We start from the raw sequence: 20199 nt of genomic DNA, 5'->3' as shown, positions 1-20199 counted from the left end.
ATCGAACGGCGCTGCAGACGGCAGCATCGGGCCAGCCGCCACGGAACGGTGGCGGCCCCAGCCAGGACGGCACGGAGGGCAGGGAGCGGCCATCAGCGGTGAGGACCACCGACACGGCGCCGCCGGGTGCAGGAGCGTGCCCGGCGGCAGAAGGGCAGCGCATCGTTGCCCGCCAGTAGATCCACGCCATGCGTGGATGCCTCGCCCTGTTCGCCAGTAGATCCACGCCATGCGTGGATGACTTTCCTCCCAAGGCGCACTAGAACCCCACCACCCGCCGATAGCTCAACGCACCGCGCCCGTCGCGCAGCTCCAGCCGCAGCTCCAGGCCGGTGGCCGGCAGCACATCGCCTTCGCCCGGCAACAACGCCCAGCCCGCTCCGGGCTGCCACGCGCGCAGTTCGAAGCGCTGCACGGCGCGTGCGACCACAATGCCCTTCGACGGCTCGGGGGCAGGCAGCGGGTAACGATCAGTGGCAGCGCCACTGGCCCGCCACAACGTATCCCCCTGCCGCCACCAGCGCACGCGCTGCCAGCGCAGCCCGTCGCTGCCCACGCTGCGGGTGACTTCCAGCGCGAAACTCCCGTCCGGATGGCGCTCACTGGTCAGCGAGGGCGGCAGCAACCGCTGCGGCTGATCCGCCGGACGCACCGCGCCATTCATCAGCGCATCATCGGCACGCATCTCGACATCGCGTTGGAACTGCTGCAGCGCGCGCAATGCATGGGTGGTCTCCGCATCGGCCTGGCGCAGGCGCTGGCCGCTGCTGGCCACACTGTCGATGGCCCGCCAGCAGATCAGTGCCAGCACGCCCATGATGGTGATCGCGATCATCACTTCAATCAGGGTGAAGCCGTGCACCGGGCGCTTCACGGCGTGGCTGTCCAGGGCAGCTGCATCCGTGCCAGCGACTGCCGCGGCGACTGTTCGGCCACCACGCTCAGTTCCAGCTGCGGCTGCCCATCCGCCCCGGTGCCCAGATGCTGCAGCACCAGGAACCGGCTGCGCCCCTGCAGGCAGCGCTGGCGTGCCTCCTGCGGTACCTGTCCGGCCAGGCGCAGTTCCTGCCAGCGATCCTGCGCACACATCAGGGCCAGCCGACGGTCGCGCAGGCGCGACTGATCATCGGTGGCGACCGCGACCGATCGCATCACCGCGGCCAGGGCAATCGACACGATCGCCAGTGCGATCAGCACTTCGATCAGGGTGAATCCGCGCGGGTTCCGTTTCACTGCACGACCTGCAACTGTCCGCTGCCATCATCACGAAGACGCAGCTGGCGACCGTCCAGCGACAGCCGCACTTCCCAGGCAACGCCGATCCATTCCGGGCTCAGTTCGATGGCGGTGGCCGGCTGCACCGAAATGCCGGCGGCCTGCCACGTCTGGGGCCGCAGCAGGTCGTCGCGCTCCATGTCCACCCAGCGGCTGCCTTCGCGGCGGCTGAAATGGTAACCGTCGGCGTCGGCCTGCCAGCGCACGGTGTTTCCATCGATGCGGGCCTCGTCGCGCGCAACCTGCAGGCGTTGTGCCAGCCGCTCGGCCTCCTGCCGCAGCTGCCGCGCGGGGTCGAGCAGGCTGCCCAGGCCCAGGCCGATGCCGGCCGTGCAGATGCCGATGATCACCAGCACCACCATCAGTTCCAGCAGGGTGAAACCACGCGGAATGTGCAGCATCGACATTGCCTCCGGTCCTTGCCGATGCCTGCCAGCGTATGCGCGGATGATGAAACAAAAGCGTCAGCGGTAGCTGCTAGCGTAGGCGTACACGAACGTGGCGATGGTGCAGGACATGGACAGGCGCTGGGATCGCAATCGGCTGTTGACCGTGCTGGCAGCGACGCTGCTGCTGGCGGTAGTGGCCTACTGGACGGTGACCCTGTCTGCGGTGGCGCCCGCGGCGGTGGCCAGCGAAGCGCCTGCCGAGGCCGCTGTGCGGCCGGTGTTCGCGGCGGCGGCCAGCCTGCCGCTGGTGCGGCTGCTTTCGCCCGGCGCCGTCCAGACCGAAGTGGTGGTGCTGGGGGTGATGGCCGGCGAGCATTCGCCGCTGGCCTTGCTCTCGGTCGATGGCCGTCCTGCAGAAGCGTACGCACCGGGCCAGCGGCTGGGACCCTGCACGGTACTGGCCAGCATCAGTGCCAGCACGGTGGAACTGAACCAGGCCGGGCAGTCGCGCAGCCTGCCGGTGCCGGAGCTGCCACCGGTGCCGACGGATGGCATCGTGCCGGCCGCTGCGCAGCGTGGCGCCCCGTAGCGCCGAGCTCACGCTTGGCTGCAGATGCACGGGTTCAGCGCGCCGGACGCTGCGGCACCACCGAACGACCAAAGGCATCGCCCATGCGCTGCCGCGTGCCTTCCAGGTTGTACTGCATCAGCTGGTTGCCAGGCTGCCGCATCAGGCGCTCGGCTTCGGGCAGCGTCGGTGACTTCGCCGGTTTCGGCGCCGGTGCCAGCTTGCGTTGCAGGCAGTCCCAGGCAGGGATGCGCTCGCCGTTGACCTGCACTTCGATGCATGGTGCGGCATCGTCCTGCTGCTTCGCTTCCCCGGCATGGAGCGCTGGCACCACCAGCAGCAGTGCCAGGGCGAGGGCAGGGTGCAGGCCCGTCTTCAATGAACTGCTCATCTCGAATCTCCTGCGGCAACCGGTGTTCTTCAGCGAAGACGTATGGCGAACGCAGTGTCCGCCCGCGAGGGTTGCGGCGCTGTCAAAAGATGACAGGGCTGTCACAAAACTGTTGGCGGCTTTGACGCGACGTGCACGTCCTGTTGGTAGATCCACGCGCCGCTCCATGGCCATTCCCTTCGATACGACGCGATGCCTTCGATGACTCCTGTTCCGTCCCGAGCCGTCCGCCTTCCGCTGCGCCTGCATCCGTTGGTGCTGGCGCTGGCCATGATGCCGATGCCGCTGTTCGCGCAGCAGGCGCCCGCGCCCAGCGTGAACATCAACGAATACATCGTGCGCGGCAACACCGTGCTCGATCCGCGCCAGATCGAACGTGCGGTGGAGCCGTTCCTCGGCCCGGGCAAGACCCTGGCCGATGTCGAGAAGGCGCGTGATGCGGTCAATGCGCTGTACCAGCAGGCCGGTTACCAGTCGGTCTACGTTGAACTGCCGGAACAGCAGGTCAGTGGCGGCGTGGTACTGCTGAAGGTGGAGCAGACGCCGATCGGCCAGCTGCGCGTGGTCGGCACGAAGCACGAGTCGCCCGAACGCATCCGCGAGCGCGTGCCGGCGCTGGCCGAAGGCAAGGTGCCCGATTTCGAGCAGGCGCAGAAGGAACTGACCGCGCTCAACGAAGGCGGGCGCCGGCAGGTGATGCCACTTGTGCGCGAAGGCCAGGTGCCCGGCACCATGGACGTGGACCTGCAGGTTGAAGAGAAGTCGCCGTGGCGCGTCAGCGCGGCACTGAACAACGATCGCAGCGCCGATACCGAGAAGCTGCGCCTGAGCACCTCGCTGGCCTACGACAACCTGTGGCAGCGCGGGCACAGCGTCAACGTCGGCGTGTACCTGGCGCCGCAGGACACCCAGCAGGCCAAGGTGTTCTCGGCGTCGTACATGATGCCGTTCGAAGGCACGCCCTGGAGCCTGGAAGCCTCCGGCTACAAGTCCGACAGCCGGGTGCTCAATGCCGGCGCGCAGGTCGGCACCGGGTCAGGCACCAACGTGATCGGCAATGGCCATTCGATCGGGCTCAAGCTCAACTATCGCCTGGCCGGCAGCCGCCAGTGGTGGCGCCAGCTCAGCCTCGGTGTGGACTTCAAGGACACCGAGGAAGACACGCAGATGGAAAAGGGCAGCCTGAAGACGCCGTTGAAGTATGCGCCGATCACCCTCGCGTTCGTGGGCGTGCGCCAGGGCGAGCAGGACCAGTTGAGCATCAATACCCAGCTGGTGGCCGGCACCCGCCGCCTGCTGGGCTACGGCAGCGATGCCACTGCATTCGGGCAGAAGCGATTCTGGGCCGATCCGAGTTTCGTGGCCTTCAAGGCCGACGTGGCCAACACCCATACCTTCGGCAGCGACTGGCAGTGGTATGCGCGCGGCTCGCTGCAGGTGACCGACGCGCCGCTGGTGTCGGCCGAGCAGTTCGCCGCCGGCGGCATGTACACCGTGCGTGGCTATCTGTCGGCCGAAGCGATCGGCGACTACGGCGGCCTGGCCAGCCTGGAATGGCGCACGCCGGCGTGGTCGCTGTGGAGCGGCACCGACCTGCGCGTCTACAGCTTCGCCGACGCGGCCTACCTGCGCCTGCGCCAGCCGCTGCCCGATCAGCGTGACAAGTACAACCTGGCCTCGGTCGGCCTGGGCGCGCAGCTGCGCCTGGGCGAACACCTGCAGCTGCGCCTGGACTACGCCTGGCCCTACGCCGACGGCCCGGTCACGCGCAAGGACGACCCGCGCCTGCATTTCAACATCAGCACCAGTTACTGACCCTTCCCTTGAACATGCGTTCTCCGGAGACCCTTCGCATGGACCGTTTGCTTTCCCGAGTGTTGTTGCTGCTGGCCGCGCTGGTTGCGCTGCCTGCCGCTGCGGCCGATGCCAATTGGTGGCAGGCCGAATGGAAGTACCGCAAGCCGATCACCGTCGACGCCGGCCCGCAGGGCGCGGGCCTGGCCGGTGACCCGGGCCGCACACCGCTGCTGCTGCGCCTGCATACCGGCAACTTCGGCTTCGATGGCACCCAGGATGCGGGCAGCGACCTGCGTTTCGTCTCGGGCGATGGCCGCACCGTGCTGGCCCACCAGATCGAACAGTTCGATCCCAAGCTCGGCCTGGCACTGGTCTGGGTCGACGTGCCGGCGGTGAGTGCCGCCGCGCCGCAGACGATCTGGATGTACTACGGCAACGACAAGGCCCCGGCCAGCGGCAATGGCCAGCAGGTGTTCGACCCGGACTACACGCTGGTCTACCACTTCGCCGAAGCCAATGCCCCGGCCCGCGACACCACCGCCTATGGCAACAATGCCGGGGCCGTGGTGCCGACGTCGGAAGGCTCGGTGATCGGCCGTGGCGTGCAGCTCGGCGGCGGTCCGCTGCCGCTGCCGGCCAGCGCCTCGCTGGCGCAGCAGGCGGGCGCGCCATTGACCGTTTCCGCGTGGATCAAGCCGGGCAGCAACAGTGCCGCGCAGGCGATCTATGCCCGTCGCGACGGTGCGGCCGAGCTGGTGCTCGGCATCGAGAATCGCGTGCCGTTCGTGCAGCTCAACGGCCAGCGCAGCACGCCTGCGCAGCCGATTCCGGAAGGGCAGTGGGCGCATGTCGCGCTGACCGCAGAGAAGGGGGCGCTGCAGCTGTATCTCAATGGGCGCGTGGTCGCCCAGCTCAGTGGCGATCTGCCGGCCCTGAACACCGCCGCCGTGGTGGGCGCCGATGCTGCGGGTGCGGCGCAGCCGCTGGCCAACTTCGAAGGTGCGCTGGATGAGCTGCGCATCTCGCGGGTGGCGCGCCCGGCGGCGCTGCTGCTGGCCGATGCCACCGCGCAGGGCGCCGATTCGCGCCTGATCAGCTACGGTGCCGACGAGCAGTCGGCCGGGCAGAGCCACTTCGGTTTCATCCTCAAGGCGATGCCGTTCGACGCCTGGGTGGTGGTGGCCATCCTTGGCCTGATGATGCTGCTGTCGTGGGCGATCATGATCGCCAAGAGCCGCCACTTTGGCCGCACCAGCAAGGCCAATGCCGTGTTCACCGAGAGCTTCGGCAAGCTGTCCGGCGTGCCGCTGCGCACCCTGTCCGACATGGACCGCCAGGGCAAGGCGCCGACCGCGATGCACGAGGGTTCGCTGTGGCGCATCTACCAGGTCGCCATCGATGAAATGCAGCAGCGCCACCAGCGTGATGGCAACAGCGGCTACCTCAGCGCGGCCACCATCGCCGCCATCCGCGCCTCGATGGATGCGGTGATGGTGCGCGAGCAGGAAGGCATGGCGCGGCGCATGAACTGGCTGTCCACCACCATTGAAGGCGCGCCCTATGTGGGCCTGTTCGGCACCGTGATCGGCATCATGCTGGTGTTCGTGGTGGCGGCGATGGCCGGCGCGGTGGACATCAACTCGGTGGCGCCGGGCATGGCCGCCGCGCTGTTGTGTACGGCCGCTGGTCTCGGCGTCGCGATCCCGGCCCTGTTCGGCTACAACTACCTGGGTGCACGCGCCGAGGCGATCGGCGCGGACATGGCGGTGTTCATCGACGAGTTCGCCGCGCGCCTGGCCGAAGAGCAGGACGGGCGCGGCCCGGCCGCGGTCCAGGGCTGAGGGGCGCGCCATGGGCCAGAAGGCGAAGTTCGGCATCAAGAAGCGCGAGAAGGGCATCAACGTGACGCCCTTCGTCGACGTGCTGCTGGTGGTGCTGGTGATCTTCATCCTGACCAGCAACGCCTCCATCCCCGGCATCGAGGTCAACCTGCCGAAGGCCAGCAACAGCGTGGCGCTGGAGAAGCCGAAAACCAAGGCAATCACCATCGACCCCAGTGGCCAGGTGTTCCTCGATGCCTACCCGGTGACGATGGCTGAACTGGAAGACCGCCTGCGCACCGAGCGCGCGACCACGCCGGACTTCCCGGTGATCGTGCGCGGCGATGCGCAGGTGCAGTACGCGCGCGTGGTAGAGGTGCTGGACCTGCTGCGGCGGCTGGAGCTGGCCCAGGTCGGGCTGGTCACCGGCAAGGCACAGGGCTGAGGCATGACGGCCCATCAACCCCCTCGACCGGAGCCCGGCATGCGCGGCCGCTCGTTGCTGGTGACCGTCGCGCTGGTGCTGGCCGCGCTGTTGGTGCTCGGCATCGCGGTGCGGTGGTTGCTGTTCAAGGACACCGCCAGTACCCGCAGGCCGGTGGTGCAGCCGCCGATGCTGGCGCTGCCGCCGCCTCCGCCACCGCCCCCGCCACCGCCGGAAAAGCCGCCTGAGCCGGAAACGCCGGAAGAGACGGTACCCGAGCCGGAGCCGCTGGATCAGCCGACCCCGGCGGAAGAACCGACGCCGACCCCGGACAACGCCGACCCGGTAACGATGAATGCCGACGCACAGGCCGGCGGTGACAACTTCGGTATCCAGTCCGGCACAGGCGGCGGCACCTCCGGCGTCGGCCGCGGCGGTGCCGGCAACGCCACCTATGGGCGCTACCTCGGCTATCTGATGCAGCAGGCGATCGCGCGCGACGACAAGGTCAAGCGCCTGGCGTTCCAGCTGCAGGTGAATGTGTGGCTGGCCGCCGATGGCCGCCTGGAGAAGGTCGAGCTGGTGCGCGGCAGTGGCAACGAGGAGGCCGATGCGGCCGTAGTCGATGCGCTGCGTCGCATCGGCAAGGTCGACCAGGCACCGCCGCCGTCGCTCGATTTCCCCGCCCGCGTCCTGATCCAGGGCCGCCGGCCCGGGGCCTGATTCCCGACTTCCGTGATTTCCACTCTTCCGATGAGAACCGTGATGAACGACCACGTCCGCGCACGAACCGACTCCCGCCGCCCGCGGCCGGCCCGACGGGCGCTGCTGTGCTGCGCCGTGCTGCTCAGCCTGGCGGCCCCGGCCGGTGCGATGGCCGCAGAAACCACCATGGTCAAGCTGATCAAGGGCCTGATCGCCAGCGGCGCGCTGAAACCCGAAGACGGCCAGGCGCTGCTGGTGCAGGCCGAAGCCGAAGCGGCCGCCGCCCAACGCACCGCCGCCAGCGGTAGTTCGGCTGCCAGCGGCGGCGTGGCCCTGGAAGCCGGCGACGTGCGCGTGCCTTACGTGCCGCAGAGCGTGCGCGACGGCATCCGTGACGAAGTGCGCCAGGATGTGATGGCGCAAGCGAAATCGGAAGGCTGGGCGGCGCCGAACGAAGTGGCCGAATGGACCAAGCGCATCAAGGTCACCGGTGACATGCGCGTGCGCAGCGAATCGCGCTTCTATTCTGAGCGCAACAGCGACATCGTGAGCAACTGGCCGGCGATCAATTCCGGCAATGGCTTCGATACCAACACCAACACCAACCTGCAGCTGCCGCCGCTGTTGAACAGCCGCCAGGACCGCCGCAACCTGTGGCGCATCCGTGCCCGCCTGGGCATCGAAGCGACCATCGGCCAGCACACCACCGCCGGCGTGCGCCTGGCCAGCGGCAGCAGTAATGGCCCGGTGTCGACCACCGAACAGCTGGGCGGCGGCCTGAGCAAGAAGGATGTGTGGCTGGACCAGGCCTGGCTGGCCTACAGCCCGGCGGACTGGGTGACGGTGCGCGGTGGCCGCTTCGGCAATCCGTTCTGGACCAGCGATACGCTGTTCTCCAACGACCTGAACTTCGACGGCCTGGCCGCCAACCTGAAGTACGACTTCGACGGCGGTGACCTCGACCTGTTCGGCAACCTGGCGGTGGTGCCGCTGGAGTACACCTCCGACAGCTCGCCCAGCCAGAGCCGGGTCAAGACCCCGAACGAGAACAAGTGGCTGTCCGGTGCGCAGGTGGGCATGAACTGGCGCTTCAACGATGACAACGCGCTGCGCGCGGCGCTGGGCTACTACGACTTCAAGAACATCAGTGGCCGCCTGTCTTCGCCGTGCGCACTGTATGCAGGTGCGGTGGGCTGCGATACCGACTGGTCGCGCCCGGCCTTCATGCAGAAGGGCAACACCCTGATGCTGATCCGCGACATCGCGCGCAATCCGCTGGACCCGGCCAACACGCCCACGCCGCAGTACGTCGGCCTGGCCTCGGCGTTCCGCCTGGCCACGCTGAACCTGCGCTGGGATACGCAGCTGGCGCAGGGCATCGGCCTGCGCCTGGACGGTGACTACATCCGCAACCTGGCCTACGACAAGCAGGCGATGTTCAGCCGTGCCAACAATGGCATCGTCAACAACTACGACGCGGGCGGCACCGCCAGCATCAACACCTTCCGCAGCGGCGATACCGCGTGGATGGTGCAGGCCAGCTTCGGTGCCACCGAGCTGAGGGAGAAGGGCCAGTGGCAGGCACTGCTGGGCTACAAGCACATCGAGGCCGATGCGCTGCCGGATGCCTACAACGACCCCAACTTCCACCTGGGCGGCACCAATGCCCGCGGCTACTACGTGGGCGGTGCCTACGCGCTGGATGCGCGCAGCTGGATCAGCGGCAAGTGGATGGCGGCCAAGGAAGTGTCCGGTGCGCCGCTGTCGATCGACGTGTTCCAGCTGGAGTTCAATACCGGCTTCTAGCCGGATCGCGTGATGCAGATCACGGCGGGCGTGGCGGGGGCGCAGCGATGCGCCCGTCTAAGGAAAGGAGACCACGCGTTGCACGAAAGGAGGAGTGGATGAGCCGTCGCAAGCTGTTTGAAAGTCCTGAACCGTCCAGCCAGTTGCTGGGCATCGGGCCTGCCTATGTATCGGTGGAAGGGCTGCGCCAGCATCTGGCGGAGTTCCTGCTGTATGCCGGCCGGCCGGTGGTGATCATGCGCGGGCGCAGCGAAGTGGGCTACTTCCTGCCGGCGCGCTGCTGGCGCCAGCGCGATGACGATCCGCTGGCGGCGGCGGCTGCCGACCAGCTGCTGGATGCGGCCGGTTTCCAGGCCGAGGACATCCAGCAGGTGGAGCAGGAGTTCAACGCCATGCGCCAGCGCACCGTGCTGCATTCACGGCGCTGAGCTGTCGGTGGAGCCGGGCCATGCTCGGCTCTACAGTAGATCCACGCCATGCGCGGATGGGGTTAAGCCGCAGCCCCGCGCTCACTGGTGATGCGTGCACCCTCGCGCATCACCAGGGTCACCGGGGTCTTCTCCACTACCTCCAGCAAGCGCTGCCACTGTGCATCGCTCAGCTCCGCGCTGGCATGCAGGACGCGGTGCACGTGGAAGCGTCCATCCCCGTCACGCTCGGAGCGTAGTTCGGCATGGAACTCACCCAGTTCCCAGCCCTTGCGCTGCGCGTACATGCGCAGGGTGATGGCGGTGCAGGCCGCCAGCGAGGCCAGGTACAGGTCGAACGGGGCGAAGCCCTTGCCCTGGCCGCCAAGCGTTGCGGGCTCGTCCGCATCCACATCGAAGCTGCCATTGCTGATGTGGTGCAGGTAGTTGTCGCCGGTCGAAACAATGCGTGCGTAGGCCATGCGGATCTCCTCTGTAGCGTCGGGCCATGCCCGACGCGTTGGACTCTACCGTCTTGCGCGCTCAGCTGCGCTGCGAATCCAGCGGCTCGTGGCTTTTCTGCACGTCCTGCGCCTTCAGGTAACTCTCGATCAGCAGCTGGTAGTTCGGGAAGATCCTGGTGTAGACCTCCGCCCACTGCTGTGCATCGTCGCGGTTCCAGCTGCGCTGGATCTCCGAGGCCACCGCGGCGGTGTCCATCGGCACCACGCCGGCCTGCACCACGCGCGCCAGGGTGATCTCCTCGGCCATCTTCGAATAGGTGCCCGAGGCATCGATCACCGCGAACACCTGGTAGCCGTCGGCGACGGCGGCGATCGACGGGAACGCCATGCACACGCTGGTGATGGTGCCGGCGATGATCAGCTGTTTGCGGCCAGTGGCCTTCACTGCGGCAACGAATTCGGGATTGTCCCAGGCGTTGATCTCACCCTTGCGCGCCACGTACTGCGCATGCGGGGCAGCTTCGTGGATCTCCGGGATCAGCGGGCCATTCGGGCCCTGCGGCACCGAGGCGGTGGTGATCACCGGCATCCGGGCCAGCGTGGCCATCTTCGCCAGTGCAGTGGCGTGGGCGCGCACCGTGCTGAACGGCATGTCTGCGATGGTCTGGAACAGGCCGCTCTGGTGGTCGATCAGCAGCAACGTGGCATTGTCCGGATCGATCACCGGGCGTGCGCCGTTGAAGTTGGCGGGGGTACTCATGGTCAGTCTCCTTTGGGGGAAGGGCCGGGGGTGGCCCGATGGCGGCGGCGGGCCGGGGCCCGCCGCGTTGAAGCGCTCAGTGCGCGATCTGGCCGAAGCGGCCGCTGTTGAAGTCGTTGACCGCCTGCGCGATCTCGGCCTGGCTGTTCATCACGAACGGGCCATAGCCCACCACCGGCTCGTCGATCGGCTCACCGCTGAGCAGCAACACGGTGGCGTCGCTGTCGGCGTCGACGAACACGTCCGTGCCAGCGCGGTCGAAGGTGACCAGCTGTGCCTCGCCGACCGGCGGGCCGCCGTTGATCCGCACAGAACCCTTCAGCACCACCAGCGCCAGCGTGCGGCCATCGGCCACCGGCAGTTCGGCGTGGTGTCCCTGCTGCAGGCGGATGTCCCAGACATCCATCGGCGTGTGGGTGCGGGCCGGGCCGGCACGGCCGTCGAAGCGACCGGCGATGACCCGCACGCGGCCAGCGCCCCCAGGCAGATCCACCGAGGGAATGTCTGCATCGAGCAGGGTCTGGTAGCCCGGCGCACCCATCTTGTTCCGCGCCGGCAGGTTCACCCACAACTGGACCATGTCCAGCGTGCCGCCGCGCCGGCTGAATTCCGGCGTATGGAATTCCTCGTGGAGGATGCCCGAGGCAGCGGTCATCCACTGCACGTCGCCCGGGCCGATGGTGCCGCCGGCCCCGGTTGAATCGCGATGGGCGACTTCGCCCTCATAGACGATGGTGACCGTCTCGAAACCACGATGCGGGTGCTGGCCGACCCCACGCGGGGTGTCGCTGGGCGCAAAGCTGTACGGGCCAGCGTAGTCCAGCAGCAGGAACGGGCTCAGGTGCTGGCCGTGGGTGTTGTACGAAAACAGCGAGCGGGCGGGGAATCCGTCGCCGACCCAATGCGGGCGGGGGGCGCTGTAGGTACCGGTGACACGCTTCATGGCGATCTCCTGGCCGGGGCTGCCGGCCGTTGCTCTTCGTTGCGGAGACGATATCGCTGCAACAATTAGCTCGGTAGACGCCATTATTTGCCGTCATAGTCCTATCTGGTGAACAATTGGCCCAGACCTTGCGCCGCAGGAGTTCGCCCCGTGTTCATTGCCGATATCCGCCGCTGCGACCTCAACGACCTGTTCTACTTCGCCATGGTGGTGGAGCACGGCGGCTTCTCGCAGGCCGGCCGTGCGCTGGCCATGCCCAAGTCGAAACTGAGCCGGCGCATCGCGCTGCTGGAGGAACGGCTGGGGGTGCGCCTGATCCAGCGCTCGACGCGGCGCTTCTCGGTCACCGAAGTCGGGCAGGACTACTATCGCCATTGCAAGGCGATGCTGGTCGAGGCCGAGGCCGCTGAAGAGGCGATCGCACTGTCCCGTGCCGAGCCGCGCGGCACGGTACGCCTGGCGTGTCCGATCGCGATCCTGCACGCGCGCATCGGCCCGATGCTGGCCGACTTCCTGGCCCTGCACCCGCAGGTGACGGTGCAGCTGGAGGCCACCAACCGCCGCGTGGACGTGGTGGGCGAGGGCGTGGACGTGGCGATACGGGTGCGGCCGCCGCCGCTGGAGGACAGCGACCTGGTGGTGCGCGTGCTGGCGCGCCGCGCCTGGTGCACCAGTGCCAGCCCGGCGCTGCTGGATCAGCTCGGCACGCCGCAGGTGCCGGCCGACCTGGCGACGATGCCGAGCGTCGATCTGGCATCGCCCAGCCAGCAGCACGTCTGGGAGTACACCGGGCCCGGCGGCGTGCAGGCCAGCGTGCACCATCGCCCGCGCCTGGTCAGCGATGACATGATCGCGCTGCGCGCCGCCGCGGTTGCCGGGGTGGGGGTGTTGATGCTGCCGCGGATGATGATCAGCGAGGAGCTGGCCCGTGGTGCGCTGGTGCCGGTGTTGCCCGAGTGGGTGCCGAAGCACGGCATCGTGCACGCCGTGTTCCCGTCGCGGCGCGGACTGCTGCCGGCCGTGCGGGCGCTGCTCGATTTCCTGGCCGAGCGCTTCGAGGCGTTGGACGAGCCATAGCCCCAGCATCCACGCATGGCGTGAATCTACTGAATGTGTCGACTCGACTGTGCTTGCCGCCCGTGGCCACGCAGCCCACAATTCACCTCCGGACCGTCGCCATCACGCCCATCATTCCCCGGTCCGGCCTTGGCACCTATGTCTCCCAATGCCCTGGCGCTGGTCGAGCTGCTGATCCGCGAGCGCCGTGCGTTGTCTCGCTTCATCGCGCGCTATCTCGACCCGGCCAGTACCGAGGACACCCTGCAGAACCTGTACCTGAAGGCCAGCAGCGTGCCCGGCGATCCGCCCATCCTGGAGCCGCGTGGCTATCTGTACCGGATGGCCTATCACCACGCGCTCAACCGCAGCCAGGCCGATGCCCGCGAACGGCGCGCGATGGCCGAGTACGCCGCCGACATGGCCGGGGCCGGCCACGATGGCGAGGCGCAGGCGCTGGACCAGGCACAGCTGCGTGAGATCACCCAGACCATCCTTGCGCTGCCCGGGCAGGTGCGCGAGTGCTTCGTGCTCAACCGCTACCTGGGCCTGAGCGAGCGCGAGATCGCCACGCGCCTGGGAATCTCCAAGAGCCTGGTCGGCAAGCACGTACTGCGCGCGGCGCTGCTGATCCAGCAGCACCAGCAGGGAGTGCGGCGATGAGCGGCGATTGCCGTGGGCAGATCGCGCCCGCCGTTGTCACAACAGGAAAGCGCACCCGTTCGCGGTGCGGCAGGCCACAACCATGACCACGTCCGAACCCTCGCCGCGTCAGGCCAGGCAGGCGTTGCGCTGGGTGATCCGGTGCAGTGCAGGCCCACTGCCCGAACGCCAGCAACGAACCCTGCAGCGCTGGCTGCAGGCCGATCCCCGCCATGCGCTGGCCTGGCGCCAGCAGCAGGCCTTCTGGCAGGGGCTGGATGCCGCCGGGCCCGAGGTGCTGGCCGCGCTGCCCGGGCTGACCGCCGATCGCGAAGGGCTGCGGCCGCTGGCGCCGCGCCGCCGCCTGCCGTGGCTGCTGGCCTCGGCTGCTGCCGTGGTGTTGATGGTCGCGGCCGCACCGCAGGCAGTGCTGCTAGCACGCAGCGACCTGCGCAGCAGCGATGCACCGCGCGTGGTGCAGCTGGAAGATGGCAGTACCGCTGTGCTGGATGCCGGTACCGCGCTGGCCATCGAGTTCAATGGCCAGCAACGGCACCTGCGCCTGCTGCGCGGCCAGGCCTGGTTCCAGGTGGCACATGAGGCCCGCCCGTTCCAGGTCGAGGCGGCGGGTGGCCAGGTGCATGACATCGGCACCGCGTTCAGCGTGTCGATGCAGGACAGCACGGTCACCACCCAGGTCAGCGAGGGCGTGGTCGATGTGCGCCCGGGCGATGGCAGCGTGCAGCGCCTGCAGGCCGGCCAGGCGCGCGCGTTCCGTGACGGGCGCTGGCTGCAACCGCTGCAGCAGGTAGGGCCCGATGGCGTAGCACCGTGGCGGCGCGGTGAAGTGGCGATCGACGATCTGCCGGCCGCACAGGCCATTGCCGATCTGGCGCGCTACCGCCGTGCACCGGTCTGGGTGCTGGGCGGCCAGAGTGCCCGCGTGCGGGTCAGCGGCCTGTTTCACCTGCAGCACCCGGAAACCGGCATCGATGCGGTGGCTGCACAGGCCGGGTTGCGCGTGCAGCGCCTGCCCGGCGGGGCGCTGGTGGTCTGGTGAAGCCCGGTTGGCGCAGCGCTGGATCGGCCGCATGAAAAAAACATGAAAAAACCGTGGGCAGTTGCCGCATGCGGCTGTCTATAGAGGTATAGCCAGAGCGAAACACCGATTTTCCTCAAGCCAGACATGCCACCGGCACCGGATGTGCCGGCGGTTCCGCCCCGCTTGAGGAGTTCCTGTCCATGCCGTCCACGGCATCCGCCTGTCACCGTCGCGCCACCGTCCTGGCCCTGGCCATCTCCACCGTACTGCTGCCGTTGGCCGGGGTGCCGACCGCGCAGGCGCAACCGGCGGTCGTCGCGCCGCTGCGCCAGTACGCCATTCCCGAGCAGCCGCTGGCCGATGCCGTGCGTGCGTTCGGCCGTCAGGCCGATGCCCAGGTGGTGTTCCGCAGTGATCTGGTGGAAGGCCGTCGTTCCAGTGCGGTGAGCGGCGAGTACAGCCAGATGCAGGCCCTGCAGCAGCTGCTGCGCGGCAGCGGCGTGCGCGCACAACGCGGCATGGACGGCACCTGGAGCCTGCGTGCCGCAGCGGAGGCGGGTGAAGGGGAAGGGGTGCGGGTGACCGAGACACTGGACGTGGCCGGTCGCCTGCAGTCGGAAGGGGGCGAGGCCCGCGATCGGCGCGGCTACGATGATGTGTTCGCGCTGGACCTGACCACGGCGTATTCGGGGCGCGACCGGGTGGAACGCTATCGCGGCTCCAACCCGGCCGACGTGGTCAAGGATCTGGTCGGCGTGTTCAGTGGCGATGCGCGCAACAGTGGCGCACTGGACATCAACATCCGCGGCATCCAGGGGCCGGGGCGGGTGCCGGTCAGCATCGACGGGGGCGAACAGGCGTTGACCGTCTGGCGCGGCTACAACGGCGTCAGCAACCGCAACTACATCGATCCCAACCTGATTGGTGGCATCCAGGTCATCAAGGGGCCAGGGCTGGTGCGCGATGTGCACAGCGGGATCGGTGGCGCGCTGGTGATCAAGACCATCGACGTTGACGACATTGTTGCGGCCGGCGAGCGCTTCGGCGGGGAGCTGAAGATCGAAGGCAGCAGCAATGCGGTGGCGCCGCGCCTGCCGCGGCTGCATACCGGCGAGGACTACCGCACGGTACCCGGCTTCCCGCAGGGCTCGCCGAACTCGCCCTATGACGACCGCACCCTGGTGGTGCCGGTGAAGTCGCGCAGTGGCAGCAACCCCTTCGATGGCGAGGACCAGGCCTGGCGCCTGGCGCTGGGCGTGCGTGGCGACAACGTCGACCTGATGGCCGCCTACGCCTGGCGCAAGCGCGGCAACTACTTCTCCGGCAGCAAGGGCAGCGGCTACTACGACCAGGACCCGCGCGAGAAGTACGAATACCAGGGCATCGACTACATCACCACGCTGGCGCGCTACTTCAAGCCGGGCGATGAAGTGCCCAACACCTCCAGCGAGCAGGAATCGTGGCTGGTCAAGGGAACCTGGCAGATCAACGACGACCAGCAGCTGAAGGCCACCTGGCGGCGCACGCTGTCGCACTACGGCGAGATCATGCCCTCGCGCATCCTGTCCGCGCCGGACTATGGGCGCATCCAGTGGCCGCTCAGCCGCGTCGACTCCGATGCCTGGAACCTGGAGTACCGTTTCCAGCCAGCCGGCAGTCGTTGGCTGGACCTGTACGCCAACCTGTGGCGCACGGAAACGGAAAGCGACACCTACACCGCCGGTGGCTTTCCCAACTTCGCGGTGGGCAACCCGGCATGGAACCCGGACGCCAGCCCGATCCTGCGCAACACCGCGCTGGCCAACGCGCGCAACGACCGCACCGGCCTGATCCTGAGCAACCGTTTCGCACTGCATTCGACCCTGGACCTGACCGTGGGCGGCAACTGGCAGTACGAGAAGCTGGGGTCCGGCGATCCGTACTTCGGTACCACCGATGGCTGGCGCATGTTCCCGCGTGCCGGGCGCCGCCAGGAGGGTGAAGGCTACCTCACTCTGGAGTGGCGCCCGGTCGACTTCCTCACCCTCAATGCAGGTGTTCGCTACAGCCGCTACTGGGCCTTCGATGATTTCCTCGAGGCGCACCCCGAGCTGCTGACCAAGGGAGTAGGGGGCAAGGAAGCGCAGTACACCGTGAACGAGTTGCTGCCCCGTCCAGCAGACCTGCAGTCACGCATCGATGCACTGGAAGCGCGCCGCGCCGTCTGGGAAAAGCGGGGCATGGGCTGGTTCATCGACCAGAGCATCCGCAACCTGCTGGCGCCGTACGAGACCCCGCGCCCGGTGCAACATACCCGGCCCTGGCTGCCCGATGCCGATGGCAACTACACGCGCGCAGGCAACCCCTGCCTCAATGGCGAAGTGGCGGCCATTCCCGGCGTGCAGCCGGTGTTTGCCGGCAGCGACCAGGTCTGCAACATCGGCAACAGCGTGCAGTCGCGGCCGGTGGATGGGCGCAACAGCCGCCGGCGCGACCATGCCTGGCTGCCGACCTTCTCGGCCACGGCTCATCTGTCTCCGGCCGCGCGTGCCTACGTGCGTTACAGCGAAGCAGTGCGGTTCCCGAGCATGTTCGAAAGCACCATCGCCTTCTCCGGCAGCCTCAATCCGCTGTACGCGCTCAAGCCCGAGCACGCCTACAACTACGAGATTGGCTACGTGCACAACCTGTCGGCCCTGTTCGGCAACACCGCCGATGCCGACGTCAAGCTGGCCTACTACGTGCACAAGACCCGGGACGTGATCGAGCGCGACGGCAACTTCCTGTTCGACAACATCGACAAGCAGACCATCCGCGGCATCGAGCTGCAGGCGCGCTTCGACAACCGGCGCTTCTTCACCGATCTGGGTATCACCCGCACGCTGGAAAACGAAGTGTGTGACGAGAGCACGGCGGTGCTGCTGGACGCGAACCGCGGCCTGGTGCCGAACTGCGTGCAGGACGGCTTCGTCGGTGGCTACCTGCTGACCCAGGCCATTCCCAAGCTGTCGATCAACTGGTCGCTGGGCACGCGCCTGTTCGATGAGCGCCTGGAACTGGGCAGCCGCATCGTGCACTACCAGCGCCACGAGAACCCTGATCTGCAGGCCTACCGTGACCGCCTGCTGAGCGGCGGCAGCGGCCTGCTCTGGCAGAACGTGCCGTTCACCTGGGGAAACATCACCACCGTCGATGCCTACGCGCGCTGGCGCTTCAACGAGCATGCCAGCGTCGAACTGGTCGGCAGCAACCTCGGCAACCGCTACTACGTCGATCCGGCCACGCGCTCCACGCTGCCGGCGCCGGGTCGCACCCTGAAGCTCGGCGTCACCGCGCGCTTCTGATCTCCCACTTTCAAGCGTTGTACCCGTAGTTCCCTCAATCAAGGAGCAATACCATGAAAATGATCTCCCGTTCGGTTCTCGCCGTTGCCGCCTCGCTGGCTCTGGTCGGTGCCGCGCATGCTGCCGATATCGTCGGTGCCGCCAGTGCCAAGACCGATGCCGAGCTGTACGTGGCGGTGGGCGAATCGCAGGTCAATGGCGGCCCGCACCGCGCTGGCAAGGCCGGTATCGGTGTCGGCACCGTGTCCCAGGCCAAGCCGGTGGACTTCCAGGGCCTGAGCGCCTACTCGGCACCCACCACCGTCAATGGCGTGACGGTACGTACCCTGGCCATGCCGATCACCGGCGCACCGGGCAGCCACGCCGGCATGGGCCACTTCAACTTCGTCAAGGTCGGCAGTGGCGATGTCTGGTTCGGTGAATGGTCCAAGGATGGCGCCGCCGGTGGCTTCAACAACCGCCAGGTCTACTTCGTTGGTGACCGCGCCGGCACCACGCTGCCCGCCGGCGTGGCGTCCTACACCGTGGCTGGCCTGAACAAGTTCAACGGCAGCAACCTGCTGAGCGGCACCTTCGACGCCGACTTCGGTGCCGGCACCCTGGATGGTGCACTGTCCGGCAATGGCCTGAACCTGGCCATCGTTGCCAACATCAACAGTGCCGACGCATCGTTCGCCGGTTCGGCCAACGTCAATGGCAGCGTCAACGGCACCACCCAGGGCCAGTTCTTCGGCGCCAACGCCGCCACCCTGGCCGGCATCGCCACCTTCGCCGGCAACAGCCAGTACGACACCGCCTTCGGCGGCAGCAAGAACTGATTGCCACGCCCCTGACGGGGCAGGGCAGGGACAAGCCGCGATCCGCCAGTCCCTGCTTCGGCCCGCTGCATGCATCACCACGGATCGACCATGCGCCATCCCATCTTCCTTGTGATCCTGTTGCTGGCCGCTGCCGATGTGCGCGCCCAGCAGGATGATCTGCGTCGCGTGCTTGAGCAGGGCAGCGAACTGCGCCACCAGCAGCAGGACCAGCAGCGCCTGCGGCAGGCCGAGTCGGAGCGGCCGACCATCACCATCGACGGCCAGACCCTGCGCGTGGAGCGCACCGTCGACGATCTGGGCCAGGCGCTGTACCTGTCGCTGCAGCATCAGCAATGGGGCGCCGCGCAACGCTTCCTGGACGAATACATCGAACTGCCCGGCCACGACCCGTTGCTGCGCCACTACGCGCAGGGCGGCCTGGCGCGGGTAGCCGGCAACCACCGCCGCGCGGCCAACGAATACGAGGCGCTGCTGGCGGCCCAACCGGATTTCCTGCCGGCCCGCCTTGAACTGGCGCGTGTCTATGCCGAAGACCAGCGCGACCGCGATGCCGTGGCGTTGTTCACGGCCATCGCCGGTGGCATCAATGCCGACGACCCCGCCACCGCAGGTGTGCGCGGACGGGTGGACGCCTACCTGGCCGCGCTGCAGGCGCGCCAGCGCTGGAAAGGAGCGCTGGCCGCCGGCCCGGCATGGAGCGACAACATCAACCGCAGCTCGGCCAGCCGCACCTGCCTGTTCGGCGTCGGCGAGACCTGCATCATCCAGCGCAATCTTCCCGATGCCCAACGCGCGATGGGCCTGGACTACGACGGCAACCTGGAACGTCGCTGGGCGCTGGCCGGTCATCATGGCGTCTATGTGCGCGGGCTTGCGTTCGGCCAGGCCTGGCGCGGGCACAGTGCCTACAACGAACTCAATGCCAGCGTGCAGGCCGGCTACAGCTGGCGCAGCGCACGGCATACCCTGCAGATCGCGCCGAGCTATGACTACCAGGGCGTGGGCAATCGGGCCCTGCAGGGCGGCAGCGGGCTGCACGGCGAATGGCAATATGCGCTGGATGCGCGCAGCCTGCTCAAGCTGGAGGCCGACTGGAAGCGCCAGCGCTATCGCCAGCGCGGCCTGGCCAGCAATTACGACGGTGAGTTGGCTGCGGTGTATGCCACCTGGTTCCGTGCGCTCAACCCGCGCTGGACCCTCTTTGCCGGACTGGACCTGAGTGACAGCCGTGCCGCCAATCCGGCCAACGGCTACCGCCAGCGTGGCCTGCGCCTGGGGGCCGCGCGCCAGTGGACGGGTACCACCGCCACGGTGTTCGTTTCATTGCGCGAGCGTGACTACGATGCCTGGAGCCCGTTGCTGGAGGCGCGGCGCGAGGACAGCGAACAGAACCTCATCGCCATCGTGCGCAGCGAACGGCTGGCGGTCGCCGGGCTGGTGCCCAGCCTGAGCCTGCGTTACGCCCGCATCGACAGCAATGTCGGCTGGCTGTACAGCCATGACCGCAGCCTGCTCAGCCTGAAGTGGGAGCGCGCGTTCTGAGGTAGGGGCCGGCAGTACCCGGTC

20 protein-coding genes are annotated in these 20199 nt (G+C 67.9%); 13 read left to right on the top strand and 7 right to left on the bottom strand.

The window, feature by feature from the left end; translation table 11 throughout:
- Positions 1-259: 259 nt before the first annotated feature.
- Genes N5C18_RS14775 through gspH form a run of 3 tightly spaced genes read right to left on the bottom strand, consistent with a single transcriptional unit; the run spans position 260 to position 1676 of the window.
- On the bottom strand, positions 260-874 hold the full coding sequence (locus tag N5C18_RS14775) for a prepilin-type N-terminal cleavage/methylation domain-containing protein (RefSeq protein ID WP_279944918.1): 615 nt from the start codon (positions 872-874) through the stop codon (positions 260-262).
- On the bottom strand, positions 871-1233 hold the full coding sequence (gene gspI, locus N5C18_RS14770) for a type II secretion system minor pseudopilin GspI (protein ID WP_279944917.1): 363 nt from the start codon (positions 1231-1233) through the stop codon (positions 871-873). The genes N5C18_RS14775 and gspI overlap by 4 nt, the downstream gene beginning before the upstream one ends.
- Positions 1230-1676 carry a type II secretion system minor pseudopilin GspH gene (gene gspH / locus N5C18_RS14765; RefSeq protein ID WP_164241196.1) on the bottom strand — a complete coding sequence of 149 codons (447 nt, stop codon included), beginning with the start codon at positions 1674-1676 and terminating at the stop codon, positions 1230-1232. Before gspH ends, gspI begins: the two co-directional genes overlap by 4 nt.
- A gap of 115 nt (positions 1677-1791) precedes the next feature.
- Between gspH and N5C18_RS14760 the strand changes: the two genes are divergently transcribed.
- Positions 1792-2253, top strand: a complete 462-nt coding sequence (locus tag N5C18_RS14760) for a general secretion pathway protein (protein WP_053451321.1) — start codon at positions 1792-1794, stop codon at positions 2251-2253.
- 34 nt (positions 2254-2287) lie between these two features.
- On the opposite strand, the gene N5C18_RS14755 is transcribed toward N5C18_RS14760, so the two are convergent.
- Positions 2288-2623: a hypothetical protein gene (locus N5C18_RS14755; protein WP_053508841.1), complete on the bottom strand. Its 336-nt coding sequence runs from the start codon at positions 2621-2623 to the stop codon at positions 2288-2290.
- 201 nt (positions 2624-2824) lie between these two features.
- On the opposite strand from N5C18_RS14755, the gene N5C18_RS14750 reads away from it, so the two are divergent.
- The 6 genes from N5C18_RS14750 to N5C18_RS14725 all read left to right on the top strand — a co-directional run bounded on the left by N5C18_RS14750 (position 2825) and on the right by N5C18_RS14725 (position 9603).
- The gene (locus tag N5C18_RS14750; RefSeq protein WP_164241155.1) at positions 2825-4438 is read left to right on the top strand and encodes a ShlB/FhaC/HecB family hemolysin secretion/activation protein; all 1614 of its coding nucleotides are present in this window, start codon (positions 2825-2827) and stop codon (positions 4436-4438) included.
- 38 nt (positions 4439-4476) lie between these two features.
- Entirely contained in the window at positions 4477-6261 is a 1785-nt protein-coding gene (locus N5C18_RS14745; protein WP_164241154.1) for a MotA/TolQ/ExbB proton channel family protein, read from the top strand.
- A gap of 10 nt (positions 6262-6271) precedes the next feature.
- The gene (locus tag N5C18_RS14740; RefSeq protein WP_005409874.1) at positions 6272-6685 is read left to right on the top strand and encodes a biopolymer transporter ExbD; all 414 of its coding nucleotides are present in this window, start codon (positions 6272-6274) and stop codon (positions 6683-6685) included.
- 39 nt (positions 6686-6724) lie between these two features.
- Positions 6725-7387, top strand: a complete 663-nt coding sequence (locus N5C18_RS14735; protein ID WP_279935271.1) for a cell envelope integrity protein TolA — start codon at positions 6725-6727, stop codon at positions 7385-7387.
- Positions 7388-7429: 42 nt separating this feature from the next.
- Positions 7430-9175 (top strand): putative porin, encoded by a 1746-nt coding sequence (locus N5C18_RS14730; RefSeq protein WP_164242988.1) that lies wholly within the window; start codon positions 7430-7432, stop codon positions 9173-9175.
- A gap of 98 nt (positions 9176-9273) precedes the next feature.
- Positions 9274-9603, top strand: coding sequence for a hypothetical protein (locus N5C18_RS14725; protein ID WP_164086353.1), 330 nt, complete (start codon positions 9274-9276; stop codon positions 9601-9603).
- A gap of 62 nt (positions 9604-9665) precedes the next feature.
- Here the strand turns inward: N5C18_RS14725 and N5C18_RS14720 are convergent, their stop codons facing one another.
- From N5C18_RS14720 to N5C18_RS14710, 3 genes are all read right to left on the bottom strand, one after another.
- Positions 9666-10064: an OsmC family protein gene (locus N5C18_RS14720; RefSeq protein WP_279944916.1), complete on the bottom strand. Its 399-nt coding sequence runs from the start codon at positions 10062-10064 to the stop codon at positions 9666-9668.
- Between the two features lie 61 nt (positions 10065-10125).
- A complete protein-coding gene (locus tag N5C18_RS14715; protein ID WP_279944915.1) occupies positions 10126-10806 on the bottom strand; it encodes a hydrolase in 681 nt (226 codons plus the stop codon).
- Between the two features lie 76 nt (positions 10807-10882).
- Positions 10883-11749, bottom strand: coding sequence for a pirin family protein (locus N5C18_RS14710; RefSeq protein ID WP_053449906.1), 867 nt, complete (start codon positions 11747-11749; stop codon positions 10883-10885).
- Between the two features lie 150 nt (positions 11750-11899).
- Here N5C18_RS14710 and N5C18_RS14705 point away from each other — a divergent pair, with 150 nt between their 5' ends.
- The 6 genes from N5C18_RS14705 (at position 11900) to N5C18_RS14680 (ending at position 20175) form a co-directional block, all read left to right on the top strand.
- On the top strand, positions 11900-12826 hold the full coding sequence (locus N5C18_RS14705) for a LysR family transcriptional regulator (protein WP_279944913.1): 927 nt from the start codon (positions 11900-11902) through the stop codon (positions 12824-12826).
- Between the two features lie 138 nt (positions 12827-12964).
- Positions 12965-13468 (top strand): RNA polymerase sigma factor, encoded by a 504-nt coding sequence (locus N5C18_RS14700; RefSeq protein ID WP_008266486.1) that lies wholly within the window; start codon positions 12965-12967, stop codon positions 13466-13468.
- A gap of 82 nt (positions 13469-13550) precedes the next feature.
- Positions 13551-14507: a FecR domain-containing protein gene (locus N5C18_RS14695; RefSeq protein WP_279944912.1), complete on the top strand. Its 957-nt coding sequence runs from the start codon at positions 13551-13553 to the stop codon at positions 14505-14507.
- A 182-nt stretch (positions 14508-14689) separates the two neighbouring features.
- Complete coding sequence (locus N5C18_RS14690; protein ID WP_279944911.1) at positions 14690-17812, top strand: TonB-dependent receptor; 3123 nt, start codon at positions 14690-14692, stop codon at positions 17810-17812.
- Between the two features lie 53 nt (positions 17813-17865).
- Positions 17866-18630, top strand: coding sequence for a Slam-dependent surface lipoprotein (locus tag N5C18_RS14685; RefSeq protein ID WP_053449902.1), 765 nt, complete (start codon positions 17866-17868; stop codon positions 18628-18630).
- A 90-nt stretch (positions 18631-18720) separates the two neighbouring features.
- Entirely contained in the window at positions 18721-20175 is a 1455-nt protein-coding gene (locus tag N5C18_RS14680) for a porin family protein (protein ID WP_279944910.1), read from the top strand.
- Positions 20176-20199: the final 24 nt, after the last annotated feature.

This window comes from Stenotrophomonas sp. GD03930 (assembly GCF_029839665.1).
In the GTDB taxonomy this organism is placed as follows: Bacteria; Pseudomonadota; Gammaproteobacteria; order Xanthomonadales; family Xanthomonadaceae; genus Stenotrophomonas; species Stenotrophomonas forensis.
The sequence above is the reverse complement of the archived record's forward strand: the minus strand, read 5'-3'. Positions and strand labels throughout refer to the sequence as shown.

Bases quoted from the DNA above. Each gene is read 5' to 3' on its own strand.
- gspH (WP_164241196.1), bottom strand. From the start codon at position 1,676: ATGCTGCACATTCCGCGTGGTTTCACCCTGCTGGAACTGATGGTGGTG.
- N5C18_RS14760 (WP_053451321.1), top strand. From the start codon at position 1,792: ATGGACAGGCGCTGGGATCGCAATCGGCTGTTGACCGTGCTGGCAGCG.
- N5C18_RS14755 (WP_053508841.1), bottom strand. From the start codon at position 2,623: ATGAGCAGTTCATTGAAGACGGGCCTGCACCCTGCCCTCGCCCTGGCA.
- N5C18_RS14750 (WP_164241155.1), top strand. From the start codon at position 2,825: ATGACTCCTGTTCCGTCCCGAGCCGTCCGCCTTCCGCTGCGCCTGCAT.
- N5C18_RS14745 (WP_164241154.1), top strand. From the start codon at position 4,477: ATGGACCGTTTGCTTTCCCGAGTGTTGTTGCTGCTGGCCGCGCTGGTT.
- N5C18_RS14740 (WP_005409874.1), top strand. From the start codon at position 6,272: ATGGGCCAGAAGGCGAAGTTCGGCATCAAGAAGCGCGAGAAGGGCATC.
- N5C18_RS14735 (WP_279935271.1), top strand. From the start codon at position 6,725: ATGCGCGGCCGCTCGTTGCTGGTGACCGTCGCGCTGGTGCTGGCCGCG.
- N5C18_RS14730 (WP_164242988.1), top strand. From the start codon at position 7,430: ATGAACGACCACGTCCGCGCACGAACCGACTCCCGCCGCCCGCGGCCG.
- N5C18_RS14725 (WP_164086353.1), top strand. From the start codon at position 9,274: ATGAGCCGTCGCAAGCTGTTTGAAAGTCCTGAACCGTCCAGCCAGTTG.
- N5C18_RS14720 (WP_279944916.1), bottom strand. From the start codon at position 10,064: ATGGCCTACGCACGCATTGTTTCGACCGGCGACAACTACCTGCACCAC.
- N5C18_RS14715 (WP_279944915.1), bottom strand. From the start codon at position 10,806: ATGAGTACCCCCGCCAACTTCAACGGCGCACGCCCGGTGATCGATCCG.
- N5C18_RS14710 (WP_053449906.1), bottom strand. From the start codon at position 11,749: ATGAAGCGTGTCACCGGTACCTACAGCGCCCCCCGCCCGCATTGGGTC.
- N5C18_RS14700 (WP_008266486.1), top strand. From the start codon at position 12,965: ATGTCTCCCAATGCCCTGGCGCTGGTCGAGCTGCTGATCCGCGAGCGC.
- N5C18_RS14695 (WP_279944912.1), top strand. From the start codon at position 13,551: ATGACCACGTCCGAACCCTCGCCGCGTCAGGCCAGGCAGGCGTTGCGC.
- N5C18_RS14690 (WP_279944911.1), top strand. From the start codon at position 14,690: ATGCCGTCCACGGCATCCGCCTGTCACCGTCGCGCCACCGTCCTGGCC.
- N5C18_RS14685 (WP_053449902.1), top strand. From the start codon at position 17,866: ATGAAAATGATCTCCCGTTCGGTTCTCGCCGTTGCCGCCTCGCTGGCT.
- N5C18_RS14680 (WP_279944910.1), top strand. From the start codon at position 18,721: ATGCGCCATCCCATCTTCCTTGTGATCCTGTTGCTGGCCGCTGCCGAT.